The sequence below is a fragment of the Clostridium facile genome (genome assembly GCF_014297275.1).
Taxonomy (GTDB): Bacteria; Bacillota; Clostridia; order Oscillospirales; family Ruminococcaceae; genus Massilioclostridium; species Massilioclostridium facile.
Genome location: NZ_JACOQK010000001.1, coordinates 1,270,666 through 1,290,976, shown reverse-complemented (window position 1 = coordinate 1,290,976; position 20,311 = coordinate 1,270,666). Strand labels below are relative to the sequence as shown.

Sequence of the window (20,311 nt, the reverse complement as noted above, 5' to 3'; positions counted from 1 at the left end):
GAAAAACGATGAAGTTAAAAAACAAAGCAAAAAAAGCCCTTGGCGTATTGCTGGCTGCTACCATGCTTTCTACAGTAGCGGCATCTGCTGTTAGCGCGATTGGCGACAATGTTGCTGGCACAGCGGATTTTGCCAGCAAACTGGAATCCCAGTATACCGACCCAGATAGGGTGTACAGTACAGAAGTGCGCTGGTGGATCGGGGAAGCATCCAATACAGATGAAGCGCTGCTGGAAGAAATCCAGGCATTGTATGACGCAGGGTTCCGTGGCGTAGAGCTATGTATGCAGTCGGATAGAAACGCACCGGATGACACCTACGCATATGGTTCCGAGATGTGGTCCCACAAGTGGAAACTGATGATGAACAAAATCCTGGATCTGGGCATGACATTGAGCTTAACATCTGGTACCAACTGGTCAACCTCAAACGTACCAGGGTTGGATCCAGATAGCCAGGAAGCAAGCCAAGTTGTGGCAATGGGGTCCCAGGTAGTCAAAGCAGGGGAAAGCATTACCGCATTGCCAAAACCATCTACCCAGAGGGAAAGCAACAAAGGGAAATTTGTTGCCGCATATGCAGGGAAACTTGCTAGTACGGATGGAGAAAGCTATGTTGTAGAACCAGGTTCTATGATTGACTTAAGTAATCAGGTGACAGCAGTAGAAGGCGCAACTGTTTATGACCAGGCAATCAACTGGACAGCTCCAGCAGATTCTGATTATGTGGTATTTGGATACTGGACCCATGGGAACTACAAAACAGCTTCCCCAGCGGCGGAAACTTGCTACGCGACCAACTACTTTGATACCAGAGGGGTTGACGCTTTACGTTCGTTCTGGGAAGAGCATTATCTGAATGACCCAGAATTGAACGAGAAGATCAAAGAGGGCGATGTACAGCTGTTTATGGACTCCATTGAGTTGAATCCTGACGGTGGTATTACCTGGTGGACAGAAGATATCCGGCAAGAATTTATCAACCGTAAAGGCTATGATATCATGCCATATCTGTTCTTAGTAGCTGGCTTGCCACAGGTACAAGCAGTACATGATCCATATTATCCACCAGCAGAGGGTACTCATGACTTAGAAAACGATAAGAACACCCGGGAAAAAATCATCAACGACTGGGTAGATGTATTGACACAATTGTATTGTGAAAATATGCTACAACCATTAAAAGAATGGTTAAATTCTGTAGGAATTGAAACACGTGCCCAGATTTCCTATGGTCGGTCATTTGAAATCACAGAACCAGCAATGTATGTAGATTATCCAGAAGCAGAGAGCTTTAACCAATACAACCAGGTTGATATTTTAAGATTACATAGTGCTGGCAACCATCTGTTGGATAAAGTTCTTTCCAGTGAAACAGGGACAGAACTCAGCACCTATTATACCCCACACCAGCTTCGTTTGGAAGATGCTTATACCATGTATGCTTCCGGTTTCCAACGTTTGATTTGGCATATTTGGAGCGCAGGCTATAGCTATGGTGAAAACGCTGCATGGCCAGGTTGGGGCTCTGGTTTTGACCGTTGGGGAACCCGTGAACCTTCCTACAAAGATTTTGATGAATTTAATGCTCATCTGGGACGTATCCAGCAGATGTTACAAACCGGTAATTCCAGAACCGATGTTGGCTTTATCCACAACAACTGGAACCAAGGTGTAAGATTTGGTGGAGAATCTGGAGATGGCCTCACTGGTATGCAGTACATGATGGCTCATCAGGGTGTTTACTATCGTTCTACTGAACTGCAGGATAACGGCTATACCTATGATTACTTTAGCCCTGATATGCTCAAAGCAGAAGGTGTTTATTTTGATGAAAATACCAAGACAGTAGAACCAGCAGGTTATAAATCTCTTGTTCTTTACCAGGATTGGTTAGATGTTGACGGTGCGAAATTAATCTATGAATGGGCACAAAAAGGCCTGCCAGTCTTTATTATGGAAGGGGCTGCGGAACGCACTACCTTTAACGATGGCAAGGACGAAGAATTGGCTTCCATTATGGAACAGATGAGAGCCCTGCCAAATGTAAAAGATGTAGAAATTTACGATGCTTCTGAAGACTTTGATTACTTTGACAAAGTAGCGGAAGGCTATGACGATGGTCTGTACGATGCAATGCAGGAAATGGGCATCCGTCCATACGCTGAATTTAATGGGGCAAACCATCAGTTATTGACCCAAACCCGTGAAGCAGAAGATGGTAGCCGTTATTTGTATGCTTATAATTACTGCTCCAACGATTACCATGAAAACAGCTTCATTGATGAAGTAAAAACAGAAGACCATGGAACCAACATCAAGACAGAAATCCGGATGGATGGCATGTATATCCCATATACCATCGATTCCTGGACAGGTGAAGTAACTGAAATTGGTAATTACTATTATGAAGATGGTCAGACTGTATTCCCAATCGATTTGGACTATGATGATATCGCTCTATATGCGTTTGAACCAGTAACCGAGGAATCATTCCACGCAACTTCAACCAACGCAGATATGGCATATGGAACAGAAAATGGTGTAGCAGTACGTGCAACTCAAAGCGGCACTTATACTACTGAACTGAGCAGTGGCAGAACAGTAACAGAAGAAATCAACGTACCAGAATCCTACCCAATTACTAACTGGGATGTAACAGTAGAATCTTGGACACCATCGGAAAATGTACTCCGTAGTGAAGAAACGATTGGTGATGTACACACAGTAAATACTAAAGTTGATACTGACAAGACAGATATCAATGTAAAACTGGATGAACTGACCACATGGAATAATATTCCTGAAGTAGGAGAAAGCGTATCTGGTATTGGATATTATGATGCGAAATTTAATTGGGATAGCAGTTCCGCTGATGGTGCATACATTGACTTTGGCGATGAATTCTATGCTGGAATGAAAGTATGGATTAATGGACAGAAAGTTGGCGGAGATGTAAGCGCAAACCCAACCAAAGCACCACAATCCATTCTGGAAAATTATGAAGGAAAAGAACAATACACCGGTGGTATTAGCTGGAATGATCCAGTAGCAGATATCAGTGAATACTTGGTAGATGGAGAAAATACGATCCACATTGAATATAGTTCTCCATTAGGAAATGTTCAACTTTCCCGTGGCGCAATTAAACCTGGCGGTGGAAGAAACTGGTGGGGTGAAATGAGACAGACAAAATACTTACCATATGGACCAAGCCAGGCAGTAATCGTTCCTTTTGTAGATTCTGAATACGAAGTAGCGGATAAAGATATTTTAAACACTGTTATTGACTATGCAGAACAACAAAAAGCATCTGATGAATTCAATAATGTCATTGCGGATGTGCAGAAAACTTTCAATGCAGCATTGGATGCAGCCAAAGCAGTTGCAGCAGATCCAGCAGCAACTCAGGATGCAGTAGACGCGGCATGGAAAACATTGATGACCGAAATCCATAAACTAGGCTTCGTGAAAGGGGATATCACTTCCTTAGAAACTCTAGTAGCATTGGCAGAAGGTTATGACATGAATGACTATGTAGAAGCAGGCCAAGCAGAATTTAAAGAAGCATTGGCAGCAGCACAGGCAATCCTTGCAGACAAAGACAACGCAATGCAGGCAGAAATCGAAACAGCAGAAACTAACCTGTTGAACGCAATGCTGAATCTGAGATATAAAGCAGATAAATCGATCTTAGAATCTGTATTGGCAGAAGCGAATGGTAAAGACGCATCTGCGTATACAGCAGAAAGCTACGCAGTATTGACAGCAGCAGTAGCAGAAGCAAATGACGTAATGGCAGATGAAAACGCAACTCAAGAGGAAGTAGATGCAGCAGTAACAAACGTACAAGCTGCAATGGATCAGTTAGTAGTAGTAGATGGAAGAGTTCCAGAAGAAACAACACCGTCCACTGATGATACAGCTACTCAAACTGGACAGGAATCTACCACACCAAAAGCAAACGCGGCGAAAACAGGCGATTTTGCTCCAATTGCAGGATTAGCAGCAATTACATTAGCAGGAGCAGCTCTGTTATTCACCCGTAAAAAAAGATAATTTATTTTGGGTAATGTTCTTGTTACAATAATATTGAAAATCTCCAACCTTTTTATATAAGGTTGGAGATTTTTTGTTCGGAAAAAGATAGTGGTTTATCAACTAAGAAAAGGTATCAATTTTTAATAAAGGATGATATCAAAGAATTGTTGAAATATAATAAAAATTAACTTATCATGCTTTTGCAATCATCATTCTACGGTACGTTGATTGAAAAATAACAGATTTTTGAGTACAATGTGTTTGGGGGTGAAAAAATGGATTGCAATAAAATTGGAGCCATGATAAGACAATTGCGAAATGAACTGAATATTACGCAAAAGCAATTAGCAGATCAAATGAACATTAGTGATAAAACAGTATCAAAATGGGAAAGGGGTCTGGGATGTCCCGATATTTCTTTACTGTCAGAATTAGCAGCCAATCTTGGGGTAACGATAGAAGATATTTTAATGGGAGAGAAATCTCAAAATGATTTTGTAGGAGGTAATATGAAAGATTCCAGTTATTATATATGTCCATCTTGTGGCAATGTAACGGTTTGCACAGGAAATGCGACAGTGTCCTGTTGTGGAAAGAAACTGTTTCCATTAGAGATTAATAAAGCTAACGAACAACATAAATTAACCATAGAACAGATTGAGGATGATTGGTATATCACCAGTGAACATCCAATGGAAAAAGAACATTATATTTCGTTTGTAGCTTTTGTTACGGGAGATAAACTACATTTTATAAAACAGTATCCTGAATGGAATTTGCAGGTTCGTATCCAAAAAAGAGGACATGGAAAATTATTGTGGTATTGTACACAACATGGATTGTTCTATCAATTGCTATAAATGAGATTGTAAGCTATTTTAAGGGAAAAGTTTAGTTTGGGTATAAATTGGTATAGGATTTGATGATCGTTAAAAACTCTCCATGGTTTTCATTCCATAGAGAGTTTTTTCGTTGTATTGTTTTTGTGAAAAGACTAGTTCTACCCATAAAAGTAAGATTTGGATATAAATATTAAATAAAAAATAGGATTTTAATAAGAATTTTGATTAAAAGAAAAATTTTCTACCACAACAGGTAGTTATCGATTGATGGATGAGGAGAACGATATAAGTAGTGGATTTTTCATATTAATTTTGTTAATAAGATTTTTTCAATTTGCAAAAAGCCTTTAAGTCCATGAGAAGTATAATCAATTTTAATCTAAATAGAGAATTCATAGCTCTAAACTAACATCAAAAAACTCAAGAGTTTAGAGGATAAAAAGTAATGTTACTTACAGGTTTTACTAATCGAAAGATTAAATTGCGACTTATATCAGTGGAAATTGGAAATTTTGAAAACAAAAATTCCTTCATTAAATATATACATATAGTAAGTATAAAATTGACTTATTCATGTAGAGATATAAAGAATGACTCGATTGTCCTTTCATTTATCAACAGAGTTATATGACTCTTTTAGTAAGGATAACCTTCTTCTTTTTTACCAATATGGGACCAAAAGTATAGCATTAATTCCCGAGCATTGGATGCGCAAAATACAGGATTTAGATCAATAACCTGTTCTGGGTCCGTAATCCCAAAACCATAAGTTACTGGAATGAAGTCTACTCCTGCTTGAATTGCTCCTTCTCCATCATATCTGCTGTCGCCAACTAAGACAGCGGAATCTTTTGATACACCCATCCGTTCTAACGCGATGGAAATCGTATCAGCCTTTGTCAAAGTTTCTTCTGCGTCTAGTCCAACAATTGTATCCATATATTCTTCCAATTGAAAATGAGAAAGGACACGATGAGCAGAAGTTTCTTTTTTTAATGTAGTGGTTGCCACATGGCAGTTCTCCTCTTTTAAAAATTTTAAAAGCCGAATGATACCTGGATATACTTTGCCATTTTTGCAACCTTCGATTAAATATTCATGCTGGATTTTTTTTGCTTTCCATGCATCTTCCTCTGTGAGATGATGAAAATTTTGATAACTGTATACTGGAGGCGGTCCAATGAATTTTCTCATTTCTTCTTTTTTGATTGGGGCTAGTCCCATTACCTTTTCTACATGCCGGATTGCTTTAAAGATACCAGGGGAAGTATCCACTAAGGTTCCATCTAAATCAAATAAAATGGTTTGGTATTGTTTTGGCATTTTTATTCTCCTATTCAAATCGATTTTTAGCAAATTAATAAGCCGTTTCATCATAAATCTTAATGATAGTTTCTTTTTTATGATATCATAACCAAGCAGTAAAATCTACAGGAAACATAAAAATAGATGTTGTTTTTTAGTTATATGTTTAAAATAATAGAAAAATTAAAAAAATATTAGAAAATAGATGAAAATAGGATGAAATTAAGATTTAATTTAATAAATTTAGAAATTTTGTCAGTTTATCACATTAGCGATTTATCGTGCTAAAGTATATAATATTATTAATATTAAAAACAAACTGCATGAAAGCAGAATTGGGGTTTATTATGGATTTTTTAAATATTATGCTAACTTTGATAAAAAGCGCAGGGTATACTGTTTCTCTGTTTGCGATTGTTATTATTTGCGCAATACCGCTGGGCTTTTGTGTTACGATGGTTGCAAGATGTAAATTTAAGCCGATTGCTTGGCTGGCAAGGGCTTATATTTATGTGGTACGTGGTACACCATTGTTATTACAACTTTTGTTCTTCTGCTTTGGATTATATTATCTGCCTTTTATTGGGCCTATGATTATGATTAAAAATCGTTTTGCAGCAGCAACCATTGCGTTTATTATCAACTACTCCGCTTATTTTGCGGAAATTTTCCGTGGTGGCTTATTAGCAGTGGATAAAGGACAATATGAAGCAGCACAAGTATTAGGTTTGCGGAAAGGCCAAACAATGATAAAAATTATCATTCCTCAAATGATTCGCGTCTGTCTGCCAACTTTAAACAATGAAGCTGTTACCTTAATTAAAGATACCGCATTAATGTATGCGGTGGGTATTGTGGAAATCCTAAATCAGGCAAAATCAATTGTAAACGGTTCGATGGATATTTCTGCTTATTTGGCAGCAGCAATTATCTATTTGGTGTTAAATACAATTTTGAGTTTTGGTTTAAAAAAGCTGGAAAAGAAATTTGCTTTTGGAAAAACCGATTGAGATTGAAAACCATACCACACAAGTATTACCGTTTTAAAATGGTAGAATGGAGTTTATGATTATGGCATTAATCCAAGTAGAAAACTTAAAAAAATCCTATGGAAAATTAGAAGTGTTAAAAGATATATCATTTGAAGTAGAGCAAGGGGATGTAATTGCGGTTATTGGCCCTTCTGGTTCCGGAAAGAGTACCATGCTGCGCAGTTTGATTAATCTCGAAAAGGTAAATGGTGGTTCTATCAAAATTGATGATAATTATCTTGTAAAAGATGGAAAATATGTTTCTGGTTCCGAGATGAAAAAGGCTACTTTAAAAATGGGGATGGTATTTCAACACTTTAACCTATTTCCTCACTTGACAGTGCGTAAGAATTTGGAACTTCCACCCAAAACAGTCCAGAAAACAGTAAAAGAAAAACTCCGTGCAGACAGCAATTATTATTTAGAAAAAGTAGGGTTGTTAGAAAAAGCGGATGTTTATCCGGCAAATTTAAGTGGTGGGCAGAAACAACGTGTTGCAATAGCTAGGGCGTTGATGATGCATCCTGAAATTTTGCTCTTTGATGAACCAACCTCTGCTTTGGACCCTGAGTTGACAGGGGAAGTATTGTCCACTATCCGCACATTGGCGGAAGAAAAAATGACAATGATTGTTGTTACACATGAAATGGGATTTGCCCGTGAAGTTGCAAATCGTGTTGTATTTATGGATCAAGGGGTCTTTTTGGAAGATGGGACTCCAGAAGAAGTATTCAATGCACCAAAAACCCAAAGAGCAAAAGATTTCTTTAATAAAGTAATTCATTAAATAGAAAAAAGCCTTCTTACTGAAAAAGAAGGCTTTTTTCTATGCAGTATAAGCTTGATTTACAAAACGATTTTTTGTTACATTATTTATGATTGAAATATTGCTAAGTGTTTAATTAGTTGAGAAAAAACTGCTAGATAAAAAATATAAATAGTAAAACAGCCTATCTTTTTAGATAGGCTGTTTTAACATAGGATATAGGGATTCTATTGATTTACATGGGAACTAGCAAATTTAATGTTCAATCATACGGCGCATCATAGAGAATTGTGGTCGCCGTACCGTAACAGAACCAACTTTACGTTTTGGTTCTACAAGCTCATACCGTTGCATACAAGCAAGTAATTTTTCTTTGGATACATCATCCATATCACACAATGGTAAACGACATTTTCCGGCGTTATATCCCATAAAGTTCATTGCCTGTTTTACAGGGATTGGATTGACATCAGAAAATAAATTTTCAATTAACTCTAAATAATAGAGCTGTAGGGTATCGCTTTCTACGGTATCTCCATTAAAATAACTTTGGCAGATTTGATGGGTATCCTCTGGTACTACATTTGCCAATACCGAAATAACACCTTTTGCACCTAGGGCTAAGGCTGATGTAATCTGGTCGTCATTTCCAGAATAGACATCTAATTGGTCACCACAAAGGGAAACTGTTTTTGCAATTTGAGAAAAGTTTCCGCTGGCTTCTTTTACTGCTACAATATTAGGGATTTTGCTTAAACGCAGATAAGTAAGAGGCATGATATTTACGCCAGTTCTACTTGGTACATTATACAGGATAACTGGAATGGAAATTGCTTCTGCACAGGCTTTAAAATGAAGATATAACCCTTCTTGGGAAGCTTTGTTGTAATAAGGAGTAACCAGTAATACAGCGTCAGCACCAACCTGTTCTGCCTGTTTGGAAAGTTCAATTGCGTGGGCTGTATTATTGCTTCCAGTCCCTGCAATGACTGGAATGCGGCGATTTACCTTTTGTACAGTGTGTTCGATTACATCTATGTGTTCTTTATCGGAAAGAGTTGATGCTTCTCCTGTCGTGCCAGTAATTACAATAGCATCTGTTTTATTTTCTATTTGGAATTCTAATAATTCGTCTAATGTCTCATAATTCACAGTTCCATCTGGGTTCATTGGAGTAATTAATGCAACACCAGAGCCCTTAAAAATAGTCTTTTTTGACATAAAAATGAATCCTTCTTTCTGAATTAACCTAAATTTAGGATTTTGTTCTGCTTATTACCTTAACACACACAGAATAAAAAGGGGATTAAGATACATTGTTTTTCCGTAAAAAAAGGATAAAGGCAAATGCGAAAAGGTAAAAACTGCAAAATTTCTTTTATTATGTGGGGAAAGTATCACTGGATTTCTGAAAAATTTGCCTATGTTGCCTAAGTTTCAACGGTATCTATTGGGCATAATTAACAAGCAGAATCAAACTATTCATAAAAAACACTTGATTATGTATTGGTTAGTATATATAATAAATAGTATATTGCGTTTTGTAAGATACCGCCTCCCAGGCGGCCAGCTTAGGTGGCGCTAAATTTACGAAAAAATAAGGAGCTAGTACCATGGGTTTACTGGATAAAATTTTTGGTAGTTACAGTGAGAAAGAGGTTAAACGAATTAAACCTCTAATGCAAAAGGTTTTGGATTTGGAACCAAAATACAAAGAGATGAGCGAGTCTGAATTAAAAGACCAGACCAACATTTTGAAAAAACGTTTGGCTGATGGTGAAACAACAGACGATATTTTGCCAGAAGCATTTGCAGTTTGTCGCGAAGCTTCCGATCGTGTATTGGGAATGCGGCATTTCCCAGTTCAGATTATTGGTGGTATCGTATTACATCAGGGACGTATTGCGGAGATGAGAACTGGTGAAGGTAAAACATTGGTTGCTACTTTGCCAGCTTACTTGAACGGTTTGACCGGAAAAGGGGTACATATTGTTACAGTCAATGATTACTTGGCAAAACGTGACTCTGAATGGATGGGTAAAGTATACCGTTATTTGGGCTTAACAGTGGGTTTGATTGTGCATGATTTGGACAATGATGCACGCCGTAAAGCATATAACTGTGATATCACATATGGTACCAATAATGAATTGGGCTTTGATTACCTGCGTGATAATATGTGTATTTATAAAGAACAAAAAGTACAACGGGAATTCTACTATGCTGTTGTCGATGAAGTTGACTCGATCTTAATTGATGAAGCGAGGACACCATTGATTATTTCCGGACAAGGGGATAAATCTACTGAACTATATACTCTGGCGGACCGTTTCGCAAAAACCTTAACTGTACATAAAGTTGCGGAATTGGACGATAAAGAAGAACAGGAATCTGTAGATGAAGATGCTGATTACATTGTGGATGAAAAAGCAAAAACAGCTACTTTGACCCAGAAAGGTGTAAAAAAGGCAGAAGAATATTTCCATGTGGAAAATATTATGGATGCTGAAAACAGCACTTTGCTGCACCACATTAACCAGGCAATTCGTGCTTATGGTATCATGAGAAGGGACAGCGATTATGTTGTAAAAGACGGCGAAGTAATTATCGTTGATGAATTTACTGGTCGTTTGATGATTGGCCGCCGCTATAACGAAGGCTTGCATCAGGCAATTGAGGCAAAAGAAGGTGTAAAAGTAGCAAGGGAATCCAAAACACTGGCTACTATTACCTTCCAGAACTTCTTCCGTTTGTATAAAAAACTGTCCGGTATGACTGGTACCGCAATGACAGAAGAAGGGGAATTCCGTGAAATCTACAAATTAGACGTTGTGGAAATCCCAACCAACAATCCTGTACAAAGAAAAGACTATAATGATGTAGTATATAAGACAGAACAGGGTAAATTTAACGCAGTAATTGAACAAATTATTGAATGCCATGAAAAAGGGCAACCTGTACTGGTTGGTACTGTTACCATCGAGAAATCTGAATTGTTAAGCTCTATGCTGAAACGCAGAGGGGTTAAACACGAAGTATTAAACGCGAAATTCCATGAAAAAGAAGCGGAAATCGTTGCACAGGCTGGTAAAAAAGGTGCGGTAACCATCGCAACCAATATGGCTGGCCGTGGTACCGATATCATGCTTGGCGGTAACGCTGAATTTATGGCAAAAGCGGAAATGCGGAAAAAAGGCTATACCGAAGAGTTGATTGCAGAAGCAACTAGCTATGGTGAAACCGACAATCAAGAAATTTTGGAAGCAAGGGAAACTTTCCAAAAATTAAATAAAAAACATAAAGATGAAATTGCTGGTGAAGCGGAAGAGGTAAAAGAAGCTGGTGGTTTATTCATCATTGGTACCGAACGTCATGATTCTAGACGTATTGATAACCAGCTGCGTGGTCGTTCTGGACGTCAAGGTGACCCTGGTGCTAGCCGTTTCTATCTGTCTTTGGAAGACGATTTGATGCGTCTGTTCGGCGGTGAAAAACTTCAGGCAATGATGAATGCACTGAAAATTGAAGAAGACCAGCCAATTGAAAATAAAATGCTGACCAATTCTATTGAGTCTGCACAACGCAAAGTAGAAGGCAGAAACTTCAGCATCCGTAAATCAGTATTGCAGTACGATGATGTTATGAACTCCCAACGTGAACTGATCTACGCACAGAGAAATAAAGTATTAAACGGTGAAAACCTCCGTGATTATATCGTAAATATGATTAAGGATATGGTAAGTGAAACGGTGGACCGTTATGTGGTAGAAACAGAGGTACACGATGATTGGAACATCGAAGGGCTGAAAAATTACTTCCTCCACTATATTTTGGAAGAGGATGATTTGGTTTACACTCCACAAGAATTGGAAGATGAAACGATTGATCATATCAAAGAAATTATTACAGAAAAAGCTTTGGCAAAATACGAAGCAAAAGAACAGGAAGTTATGCCAGAACGTATGCGCGAACTGGAACGTGTTGTTCTGCTGAAAGTGGTTGACTCCAAGTGGATGGATCACATTGATGCAATGGACGAATTAAAACGTGGTATTACCTTACGTGCATATGCTCAGAGGGACCCAGTAATTGAATATCGTATTGAAGGCTTTAACATGTTTGATGATATGATTGCCTCTATCAAAGAAGATACTGTACGTCTGCTCTTAACAGTACGTATCCGTAGCGAAGAAGAACCAAAGAGGGAACAAGTTGCAAAACCAACAGGAACTTCCGGCGGATCTGATACAGGTGCTGTTTCCAATCAGCCTGTGAGAAAAACTAAAGTAGGACGGAATGATCCATGTCCATGTGGCAGCGGCAAAAAGTATAAAAAATGCTGTGGCAGAGATGAAAATACAGAAGATTAATTCTAGTATGAAATAATATTAAAAGAGAAAAATCCAACCAGAAATTTCTGGTTGGATTTTTCTCTTTTATGATTAAGTGAGACAAAGGTAAAAACTCAAAAAATCAGCACTATGAGGATGGATTAAGATATATCTAATTTGGTAAAATAAAGATAGTTTAATCCTTTAAAATTAAGTAGGATAATTTCTGTTTCGTTTGGAATACTCAGTAAAATATTAGAAGTTGTAGCGAAAGGTTATTTTTCTAATTGGAATGGAAAAATTGTAATATACTAAAAGAGCCTAGTAAAAGAAATTGATAATTATTTTTTCAAGTTTAATCACTAAGTGGTTTTAATAAATGGAATACTGATAATATTGCTAGTGGCTAAATCTTTAATGCATCTATTTATTTAAGTTTTTAAATGAAATCAGATCATTTTGATTTTTAATATTTTGAGAAGAGAGAGTTTCTGAATCAAAGAAGATTTAAACTAAAACTTATTCAGCTTGTTCTGGTGTAGCTATCAGCATATCTTTTTTATGGAAAGATTTTTTTACTGCTAAAAAGATTGCGTTACAGATAGGAACGACCATAGAAATGCCAAAACAAAGAAGGAGCTGTATGCCGCTTAATGGTACTGTACGGAACAATAAATTACATTGTGGTAGGTAAATTGCCAACAAAACAATGATGGCGGAAATTAGAACGGAACCAACTAATTTCATATTGTTAAATAGAGGAATGGAAAATATGGATTTTGTTTCGCTTTTACATTCGAATACATGGATTAATTGGGTAAGCACCAGGGTGAAAAACGCTCCTGTCCTGGCAGCATCTACACTTAAGGTCATACGGAACATCGTAATAAAAACGGTTAGCGTTGTTAATCCAATCAACACACCACGGAAAATAATCGTATACACTAATCCATGAGCAAAGATGCTTTCTTCTGGGTGGCGTGGACGCTGTTTCATGACATCTTTTTCAGCAGGGTCCAATCCAAGGGAAATCGCAGGTAGTCCATCTGTTACCAAGTTTACCAATAAAATCTGCATGGGGAGCAGAGGCACAGGCATCCCCATCAACATTCCAGCGAACATGGTCAATACTTCCCCAATATTGCAGGAGAGCAAGTAACGGATAAATTTCCGTATATTTTGGTAGATAACGCGGCCTTCTTCAATTGCGGCAACTAAAGTGGAGAAATTATCATCTAATAGGATGACATCCGCCGCTTGTTTTGTGACATCACTTCCAGTGATCCCCATAGAAACCCCAATGTTGGCTTCTTTAATAGCAGGGGCGTCATTTACTCCATCTCCAGTCATAGCAATTACATTCCCTTTTCGCTTTAAGGAACGGACAATTTTTAACTTATGGCTAGGGCTGACACGGGCAAATACCGTGACTTTCTGTACTACATGATCTAAATCTTGGTCACTCATCTTTTCCAGCTCCCGTCCTGTTAGGCAAAGGTCACCTTTTTGATAAATGCCAATTTGCTTTGCGATAGCACAAGCAGTCAGTTTGTGGTCTCCTGTAATCATAACCGTTTTGACACCTGCTTTTCGGCAAGTAATTACTGCTTGTTTTGCTTCTTTTCTTGGAGGATCCATCATGCCAGATAATCCGAGGAAAATTAAATTTTTTTCCTGTGGTGTTCCTGATACAGGAGCATAGGCAAATCCTAGTACCCTCATCCCTGAGCCAGCCATCTTGTTATTTTGCTGCTCCAGTCTCTTCTTGTCTGCAGGGGTGATCATAGCGGCAGTATTTCCTTGTTGAATCCGGCTTGATTTTTCTAGAATGACATCATATGCTCCTTTGGTGAAAATCCATTCCCGACCTGCTTTGTCTTTGACAATGACGGACATACATTTTCTGGTACTATCAAATGGAATTTCCTCCATGCGTACATACTCTGTTTTCAAGCTTTCTGAGGTGATACCAGCTTTGGCGGCAGCCAATAAAAGGGCGGTTTCTGTGGGCTCTCCAACTGCTTTCCATCCAGATTTCCCTTTTTGATGGGAATGTTGTAACTGAGCATTGTTACACAGGACACAGATTTCCAGTATTCTCTTATAAGTGGGGTTAGAAGTTGGTTTGATAGGAACTCCTTGTTCGATAAATTGATTGTCATGGGAGATTTCTACAGATTGGTTAAAAGTAATCAATTGTTGGACTGTCATCTTATTTTCGGTTAAAGTCCCTGTTTTATCAGAACAAATAACTCCTGTACATCCCAGTGTTTCTACTGCATGGAGTTTTCGGATTAATGCTTTTCTGCGAATCATCCGTTTTACTGCTAAAGCTAAGGAGATTGTGACAATAGCGGGTAATCCTTCTGGGACTGCTGCAACAGCCAGAGAAACACCGGTAATAATCATCTGCATCAATGGTTCACCCCGAAGCAATCCTGCCACTGCGACAATAGCCGAAACAGCTAAGCAGCCAATCCCAATTAGTTTTCCAAGTTCGTTTAATTTGTTTTGCAACGGGGTCAGGTCCTCTTTGATTTCGGAAAGCATATGGGCGATTTTTCCCATTTGAGTAGACATTCCTGTGGAAATAATCTGAGCTTTTCCATGGCCTTTTGTTACCGTTGTACCCATATAAACCAAGTAGGGTTGATTTAATTTGTTTTCTAAGGTGGCAGAAGAGTTTTCCTGTTTATGGACAGGGACGGATTCTCCGGTGAGTACTGATTCATCTGTTTGTAGAGAAACAGATTCCAATAAAATTGCGTCAGCTGGTATGCGGTCTCCAGCTTCAATTTCAATTACGTCACCAGGAACCAGCTTTTCGGTTTCTAGACGCACCAACTCGCCATTTCGGTAAACTTTTGCCATAGGGGCAGACATCTGTTTTAAAGTTTCCAGTGTTTTTTCTGTTTTAAATTCCTGGATAAATCCCATAATAGCATTGGCGAGAACGATAACCGCAATAGAGATTGCTTCCACCAGCTCCCCCATAAAAATAGAAGCAGCAGTAGAAATTAATAAAATCATCACGAGAGCATCTCGGAACTGGGATACAAAAATGGGAAGTGCCTTTACTTTTTTTCCGGATTTTAATCGGTTTTCACCATAAGAGGCTAGAAGCCGTTCCGCCTGAGCAGAAGTTAATCCCTTTTTTTCAAGAGCTGGCTGCTGCCTTATTGGAGTGGGCTCAGATAAATCACGGTTCATAAATTCCAACCATTTCACATTCATTCCTCCATCCTTGGTGGACAACATTTCTTACTGCTATAGGTATGAATGAAATGTCTGCTTTATGATTGGAAAAATCGCAATAAAAAACCCTTGAGGAAGTATCCTCAAAGGTAAACTTTTGTTTTTAACAATTTACACCTTTATTTCTGATACAAGAAATGGTACAATAATACAAGATTTTATTCTTCTGACAATTTGTGTTCGCAATTTTTTATGAGGTTTAACAGAGCCGATTTATCCGCAGGGTAACGCTGGTCTAAAACCTCCATCGAGATAGCAAGCTTGTCTTTGTTGCTGATTTGTTCCAGTTCTTTTGGAAGCGCACCCGTAGTAATTGCGGAGATAACTGCTTCATTTAGCAGCATGGCGGATTGTGCCTTTGCTGTTGCCAGTTCTTTTGGAAGCATAAACATTTCTTCATTATTATTTCTATTTGCCTGGAATATCAAACGGAACAGCCGGTATACACTTAGCGTCATAAAAGAAGATGCTTCGTTAATCAGTGTTTTATTTTCTGATTTTGCTAATAAATCGAATAGAATATTCATAGAACTGAACAGTAATTTTTTGTTATATACTGCGGCCAGTGTTTTGGGGTTAGGAAGTTCTTTTTTTTCAGCGGCATCTGGAAGTTCTTCCATGGTTAAAGTGGTACCTTGCCGTTCAGGAGACCTGCCCAATAAAAAATCGCAGGACACATGGTAAAAATCAGCAGCTTTTACAACAAAGGCTAAACCGCATTCACGGATTCCTTTTTCATAGTGGGATAATAATGCCTGGGATACTCCCAGTTCTTGTGCAGCCTGTTTTTGGCTGATTCCTTTCTCTTTGCGAAGTAAGGTCAAAATTCTTGGAAATTCTGAATTCATTAGTTTATCCTCCAAAATTGATAACGTATAGTAAATTATAGTATACCAGCTACCTTTTGTAAAGGAATTTTTGAAGAAAAAACATAGTTTTTTAGAAAAAATGTCGGTGCTGTTTTTGGGCATTTTGTCTATTGACATTAAACTATAGTAGATAAAAGAAACAAGATATACAATATTTAGTGGAATAGGAGATTTAGTTGACATGAAAACCTTTAAGCTTTACATGATTCGCCATGGAATTACACAGGGAAATTTAGAAGGAAAATATATTGGTTCTACAGATTTACCTCTTTGCGAACAGGGAAGGGAAGAGATTGAAACCTTGGTAGATACCTGTGAATATCCACATGTACAAAAAGTATATTGTAGCCCTTTAAAACGTGCAGTAGAAACGGCAGACATTATTTATCCGGATACTTTTCTACAAAAAGTGGATGCTTTAAAAGAATATGATTTTGGTGTATTTGAGAACCAAAGTTTGGAACAACTAAAAGAGGATGCCGCTTTTCAAGAATGGATGGAAGGTGATATGGACACTGCCCCGCCTCAAGGAGAAAGTAAAGAACAGTTCCAAAAAAGACTGGAATTTGGTATCAATCAAATTTTTATGGATATGATGCAAAATGATATTACTAGTGCGGCATTAATTACTCATGGAGGTGTGATTGCGGCACTGTTAGCCGCCTATGGTTTGCCACAACGTGGAGAGTTAGAGTGGCAGACAGAAAGTGGAAAAGGCTATACTGTAATGACTTACACCCAGCTTTGGATGAGGGACCAGTTTTTTGAGGTATATGATCCAATTCCTTATTCTACCTTAGAAGATGGTTTTTCTTCTATTCAGGAATATAGTTTTTGGGATGTAGAGGAACAGAATGAAGAAATCGAATAGAATGGAAGTGATAGAATGACGGTAAACAGCCATATCAGAAGGAATACCGGACGCGCTTTACAGGCAAACTGGAGTAAAGGGATTGCCATTGGGCTGGTTTTCCTAAGTATCCATCTTTTGTTATTATTAGTAGAAAAAACAACATATACTTTTTTATCCAGTTCCGGATACAAAAATTTGTTTAGTTCTATTACTGCTGTACAAAAATGGATTACCAATGGCCACTATGATGCAATAGCCCATCTGATTACCCTCTTGATTGTGGGAATTGTTTCGCTATTTTTGGTATCTCCTATTTGGTTTGGCAGTATTAAATGGGCATATGCAGTGGCTTCCGGTGAGAATTCCCCCATTGCCTTGGTGTTTTATTTTTATACCAGCGCAAAACGCTATTTTCACAGTATTGGTATTATCTTATCTGTTTTTTTCCGAATGTTGGGATATTTGATTGTATCTTTATTACCTGCCTGTGCTATGTATTCTTTAGCGTGGTTTTATCAGTCTTCTGGCTATTATAGTGCTTATATTTATTGGGTCATGCTAGGATTTACTTGGCTATTGTTATTTACAGGATTAATCTTTTTTATTTATGTTTGTTCTAAATACTATTTGGTGGGGTTTTTATTTGTAGAAGATAGTTCTTTGAAAATAGCACAAATGATCCGGCTTTCTTCCTGTATGATGAAAGGGGAACGGTTCCAATTAATTATGTTATTGATTTGTATGGTTCCATTATTGGTGTTGTGTGTAATATTTATCCCTATTATTTTTGTTATTCCTTATCTATCAGTAGAACTAGCATTATTTGCAAAATATCAGATTGAACATGCCAAACGGGAGGTACTGGCGGAAAGTTTATAAAATTAACCTTTTCTATTACGTCAAATTATGCTATAATAAATCGGATATAGAAATTTTTAAGGGGTAATTGAAATGGCAAATACCAAAAATATACAAAGAATTGTCGTAAAAGTAGGTACCTCCACTTTAGCACATCCCACAGGTATGTTGAATATCCGTCATGTGGAACATCTGGTAAAAGTGCTTTCCGATTTAAAAAATGCTGGAAAAGAGATTATTCTAGTTTCTTCTGGTTCCATAGGGGTTGGTTCTGGAAAATTGGGGTTAAAACAACGTCCTGCTGATATTCCTTCCAAACAGGCATGTGCTGCAATTGGCCAGTGTGAATTAATGTATGTATATGATAAATTGTTTGGGGAATATAATCACATTGTTTCTCAGTTATTGCTTACAAAATATATTATTGACGGTGGCAGGCGTGAAGTAAATGTGTTAAACACGTTAAATGCGTTGCTGCAATATAACGCAATTCCAATTATTAATGAAAATGATACGGTTTCTACCGAAGAAATTGAATTTGGTGACAACGATACCTTATCCGCTATTGTAGCGAAGATAGCAAAAGCGGATTTACTGGTATTACTTACTGATATTGATGGATTGTACGACAAGAATCCTGCCAAATATCCAGAAGCACAATTAATTAAACAAGTAGATATTATTGATGACCATATCCGTGAAATTGCGGGAGGACGAGGCAGTTCTTTGGGAACTGGCGGAATGATTACGAAAATTCACGCGGCGGAAATCGCAACAGAAGCGGGAATCCCAATGTTTATTATTAATGGGGAAAAACCGGATTTGTTGTATCAAGTAATAGAAGGACAAAAAGTAGGGACCTATTTCCCAGTAAATCATCAGTAAAATAGAGATGGAGGATGGTTATGGTTGAACAATTAGGAAAAAATGCGAAAGCAGTGTCCAGCATCATCAATACTGCTTCCACACAAAAAAAGAATGAAGCTTTACAGTTGATTGCCGAGAAACTGGATCAATCCGTTGTGCTGATTATGGAAAAAAATCAGCAGGATATTGAAACTGCCCGTTCCATGGGAATTCCAGAAACAATGATTGACCGATTATTATTGAATGAAGCTCGAATTCATTCCATGGCAAATGCAGTAAGGGAGTTAATCCAGTTAGAGGATCCTACTGGTGTTGTAGAAACTGGATTTACTCGTCCAAATGGATTGAAAATGACAAAAGTGCGTGTTCCAATGGGGGTAATTGGAATTATATTTGAATCCCGTCCCAATGTGTCAGTAGATGCTGCGACTCTTTGCTTAAAAGCAGGAAATGCTGTAATTTTGCGTGGTGGAAAAGAAGCGATCCAATCTAATACGGTACTGGTGGACTTAATGCGAGAAGCGGTAGAACAAGCTGGATTTCCCAAAGATATTATTCAGCTGGTTACGGATACTTCCCGAGAAAGTTCCACTCAATTAATGAAACTAAATGGCTATTTGGATGTACTGATTCCTAGAGGGGGTTCTGGACTGATTCAAGCTGTGGTACAAAACGCTACTGTCCCTGTTATCGAAACCGGTACAGGAAACTGCCATATCTATGTGGATCAAGATGCAGATTTGGAAATGGCTGCTGAAATTGTGTACAACGCAAAAACCAGCCGTCCATCTGTATGCAACGCAGCTGAGAGCCTATTGGTACATAAGGAAATTGCGGAAAAATTTTTACCAATGGTAAAACAAAAATTAGATGAAAAATCTGTACAGCTATTTGGTTGTCCAGAAACAATACGAATTTTAGGAGAAAGTGTATTTCCAGCAACCGAAGAGGATTATGCTACTGAGTATTTGGATTATAAAATGTCAGTGCGTGTGGTACAAGATATTGACCAGGCAATCTCCCACATTCAAACCTATTCTACAGGACATTCGGAAGCGATTATCACCAATTCTTTACCAGCATCTGAAAAATTTACAGCACAGGTGGATTCCGCTGCTGTTTATGTCAATGCTTCTACCCGTTTTACCGATGGCGGTGAGTTTGGCTTTGGTGCGGAAATAGGTATTTCTACCCAAAAACTTCATGCAAGAGGTCCTATGGGGCTCCCTGAACTGACTACGATTAAATATATTATCCATGGAACAGGACAGGTTCGATAAATAAAGCAGGAGGA

At 38.0% G+C, this 20,311-nt stretch carries 13 protein-coding genes; 9 read left to right on the top strand and 4 right to left on the bottom strand.

The window, feature by feature from the left end; all coding sequences use genetic code 11:
* The first annotated feature begins 8 nt into the window (after positions 1-8).
* A complete protein-coding gene (locus H8Z77_RS05425; protein WP_186996401.1) occupies positions 9-4,058 on the top strand; it encodes a glycosyl hydrolase in 4,050 nt (1,349 codons plus the stop codon).
* A 257-nt stretch (positions 4,059-4,315) separates the two neighbouring features.
* Positions 4,316-4,900: a helix-turn-helix domain-containing protein gene (locus H8Z77_RS05420; RefSeq protein ID WP_069989158.1), complete on the top strand. Its 585-nt coding sequence runs from the start codon at positions 4,316-4,318 to the stop codon at positions 4,898-4,900.
* Positions 4,901-5,518: 618 nt separating this feature from the next.
* Here H8Z77_RS05420 and H8Z77_RS05415 read toward each other — a convergent pair.
* On the bottom strand, positions 5,519-6,205 hold the full coding sequence (locus tag H8Z77_RS05415; protein ID WP_069989157.1) for an HAD hydrolase-like protein: 687 nt from the start codon (positions 6,203-6,205) through the stop codon (positions 5,519-5,521).
* A 329-nt stretch (positions 6,206-6,534) separates the two neighbouring features.
* On the opposite strand from H8Z77_RS05415, the gene H8Z77_RS05410 reads away from it, so the two are divergent.
* Both H8Z77_RS05410 and H8Z77_RS05405 read left to right on the top strand, forming a co-directional pair.
* Positions 6,535-7,197 (top strand): amino acid ABC transporter permease, encoded by a 663-nt coding sequence (locus tag H8Z77_RS05410; protein ID WP_083256481.1) that lies wholly within the window; start codon positions 6,535-6,537, stop codon positions 7,195-7,197.
* Between the two features lie 61 nt (positions 7,198-7,258).
* Positions 7,259-8,005, top strand: coding sequence for an amino acid ABC transporter ATP-binding protein (locus H8Z77_RS05405; RefSeq protein WP_186996400.1), 747 nt, complete (start codon positions 7,259-7,261; stop codon positions 8,003-8,005).
* 234 nt (positions 8,006-8,239) lie between these two features.
* On the opposite strand, the gene dapA is transcribed toward H8Z77_RS05405, so the two are convergent.
* On the bottom strand, positions 8,240-9,205 hold the full coding sequence (gene dapA, locus H8Z77_RS05400; protein WP_186996399.1) for a 4-hydroxy-tetrahydrodipicolinate synthase: 966 nt from the start codon (positions 9,203-9,205) through the stop codon (positions 8,240-8,242).
* 392 nt (positions 9,206-9,597) lie between these two features.
* On the opposite strand from dapA, the gene secA reads away from it, so the two are divergent.
* Positions 9,598-12,354: a preprotein translocase subunit SecA gene (gene secA, locus H8Z77_RS05395; protein WP_069989152.1), complete on the top strand. Its 2,757-nt coding sequence runs from the start codon at positions 9,598-9,600 to the stop codon at positions 12,352-12,354.
* Positions 12,355-12,834: 480 nt separating this feature from the next.
* Here secA and H8Z77_RS05390 read toward each other — a convergent pair whose 3' ends face one another.
* Positions 12,835-15,543: a cation-translocating P-type ATPase gene (locus H8Z77_RS05390; RefSeq protein ID WP_366471916.1), complete on the bottom strand. Its 2,709-nt coding sequence runs from the start codon at positions 15,541-15,543 to the stop codon at positions 12,835-12,837.
* 185 nt (positions 15,544-15,728) lie between these two features.
* A complete protein-coding gene (locus tag H8Z77_RS05385) occupies positions 15,729-16,418 on the bottom strand; it encodes a helix-turn-helix domain-containing protein (RefSeq protein WP_069989151.1) in 690 nt (229 codons plus the stop codon).
* A 202-nt stretch (positions 16,419-16,620) separates the two neighbouring features.
* Here H8Z77_RS05385 and H8Z77_RS05380 point away from each other — a divergent pair, with 202 nt between their 5' ends.
* The 4 genes from H8Z77_RS05380 to H8Z77_RS05365 all read left to right on the top strand — a co-directional run bounded on the left by H8Z77_RS05380 (position 16,621) and on the right by H8Z77_RS05365 (position 20,297).
* Positions 16,621-17,310, top strand: a complete 690-nt coding sequence (locus H8Z77_RS05380) for a histidine phosphatase family protein (protein WP_186996398.1) — start codon at positions 16,621-16,623, stop codon at positions 17,308-17,310.
* A 15-nt stretch (positions 17,311-17,325) separates the two neighbouring features.
* Positions 17,326-18,171, top strand: a complete 846-nt coding sequence (locus H8Z77_RS05375) for a DUF975 family protein (protein ID WP_186996397.1) — start codon at positions 17,326-17,328, stop codon at positions 18,169-18,171.
* A 72-nt stretch (positions 18,172-18,243) separates the two neighbouring features.
* Positions 18,244-19,035: a glutamate 5-kinase gene (proB, locus tag H8Z77_RS05370; RefSeq protein WP_186996396.1), complete on the top strand. Its 792-nt coding sequence runs from the start codon at positions 18,244-18,246 to the stop codon at positions 19,033-19,035.
* A 14-nt stretch (positions 19,036-19,049) separates the two neighbouring features.
* A complete protein-coding gene (locus H8Z77_RS05365) occupies positions 19,050-20,297 on the top strand; it encodes a glutamate-5-semialdehyde dehydrogenase (RefSeq protein WP_186996395.1) in 1,248 nt (415 codons plus the stop codon).
* The last annotated feature ends 14 nt before the right edge of the window (positions 20,298-20,311 follow it).

What these genes read in the sequence shown, in the direction of transcription:
- H8Z77_RS05375 (WP_186996397.1), top strand. Translation starts at nt 17,326, where the DNA reads ATGACGGTAAACAGCCATATCAGAAGGAATACCGGACGCGCTTTACAG.
- H8Z77_RS05415 (WP_069989157.1), bottom strand. Translation starts at nt 6,205, where the DNA reads ATGCCAAAACAATACCAAACCATTTTATTTGATTTAGATGGAACCTTA.
- H8Z77_RS05420 (WP_069989158.1), top strand. Translation starts at nt 4,316, where the DNA reads ATGGATTGCAATAAAATTGGAGCCATGATAAGACAATTGCGAAATGAA.
- H8Z77_RS05405 (WP_186996400.1), top strand. Translation starts at nt 7,259, where the DNA reads ATGGCATTAATCCAAGTAGAAAACTTAAAAAAATCCTATGGAAAATTA.
- H8Z77_RS05380 (WP_186996398.1), top strand. Translation starts at nt 16,621, where the DNA reads ATGAAAACCTTTAAGCTTTACATGATTCGCCATGGAATTACACAGGGA.
- proB (WP_186996396.1), top strand. Translation starts at nt 18,244, where the DNA reads ATGGCAAATACCAAAAATATACAAAGAATTGTCGTAAAAGTAGGTACC.
- H8Z77_RS05425 (WP_186996401.1), top strand. Translation starts at nt 9, where the DNA reads ATGAAGTTAAAAAACAAAGCAAAAAAAGCCCTTGGCGTATTGCTGGCT.
- dapA (WP_186996399.1), bottom strand. Translation starts at nt 9,205, where the DNA reads ATGTCAAAAAAGACTATTTTTAAGGGCTCTGGTGTTGCATTAATTACT.
- H8Z77_RS05385 (WP_069989151.1), bottom strand. Translation starts at nt 16,418, where the DNA reads ATGAATTCAGAATTTCCAAGAATTTTGACCTTACTTCGCAAAGAGAAA.
- secA (WP_069989152.1), top strand. Translation starts at nt 9,598, where the DNA reads ATGGGTTTACTGGATAAAATTTTTGGTAGTTACAGTGAGAAAGAGGTT.
- H8Z77_RS05365 (WP_186996395.1), top strand. Translation starts at nt 19,050, where the DNA reads ATGGTTATGGTTGAACAATTAGGAAAAAATGCGAAAGCAGTGTCCAGC.
- H8Z77_RS05410 (WP_083256481.1), top strand. Translation starts at nt 6,535, where the DNA reads ATGGATTTTTTAAATATTATGCTAACTTTGATAAAAAGCGCAGGGTAT.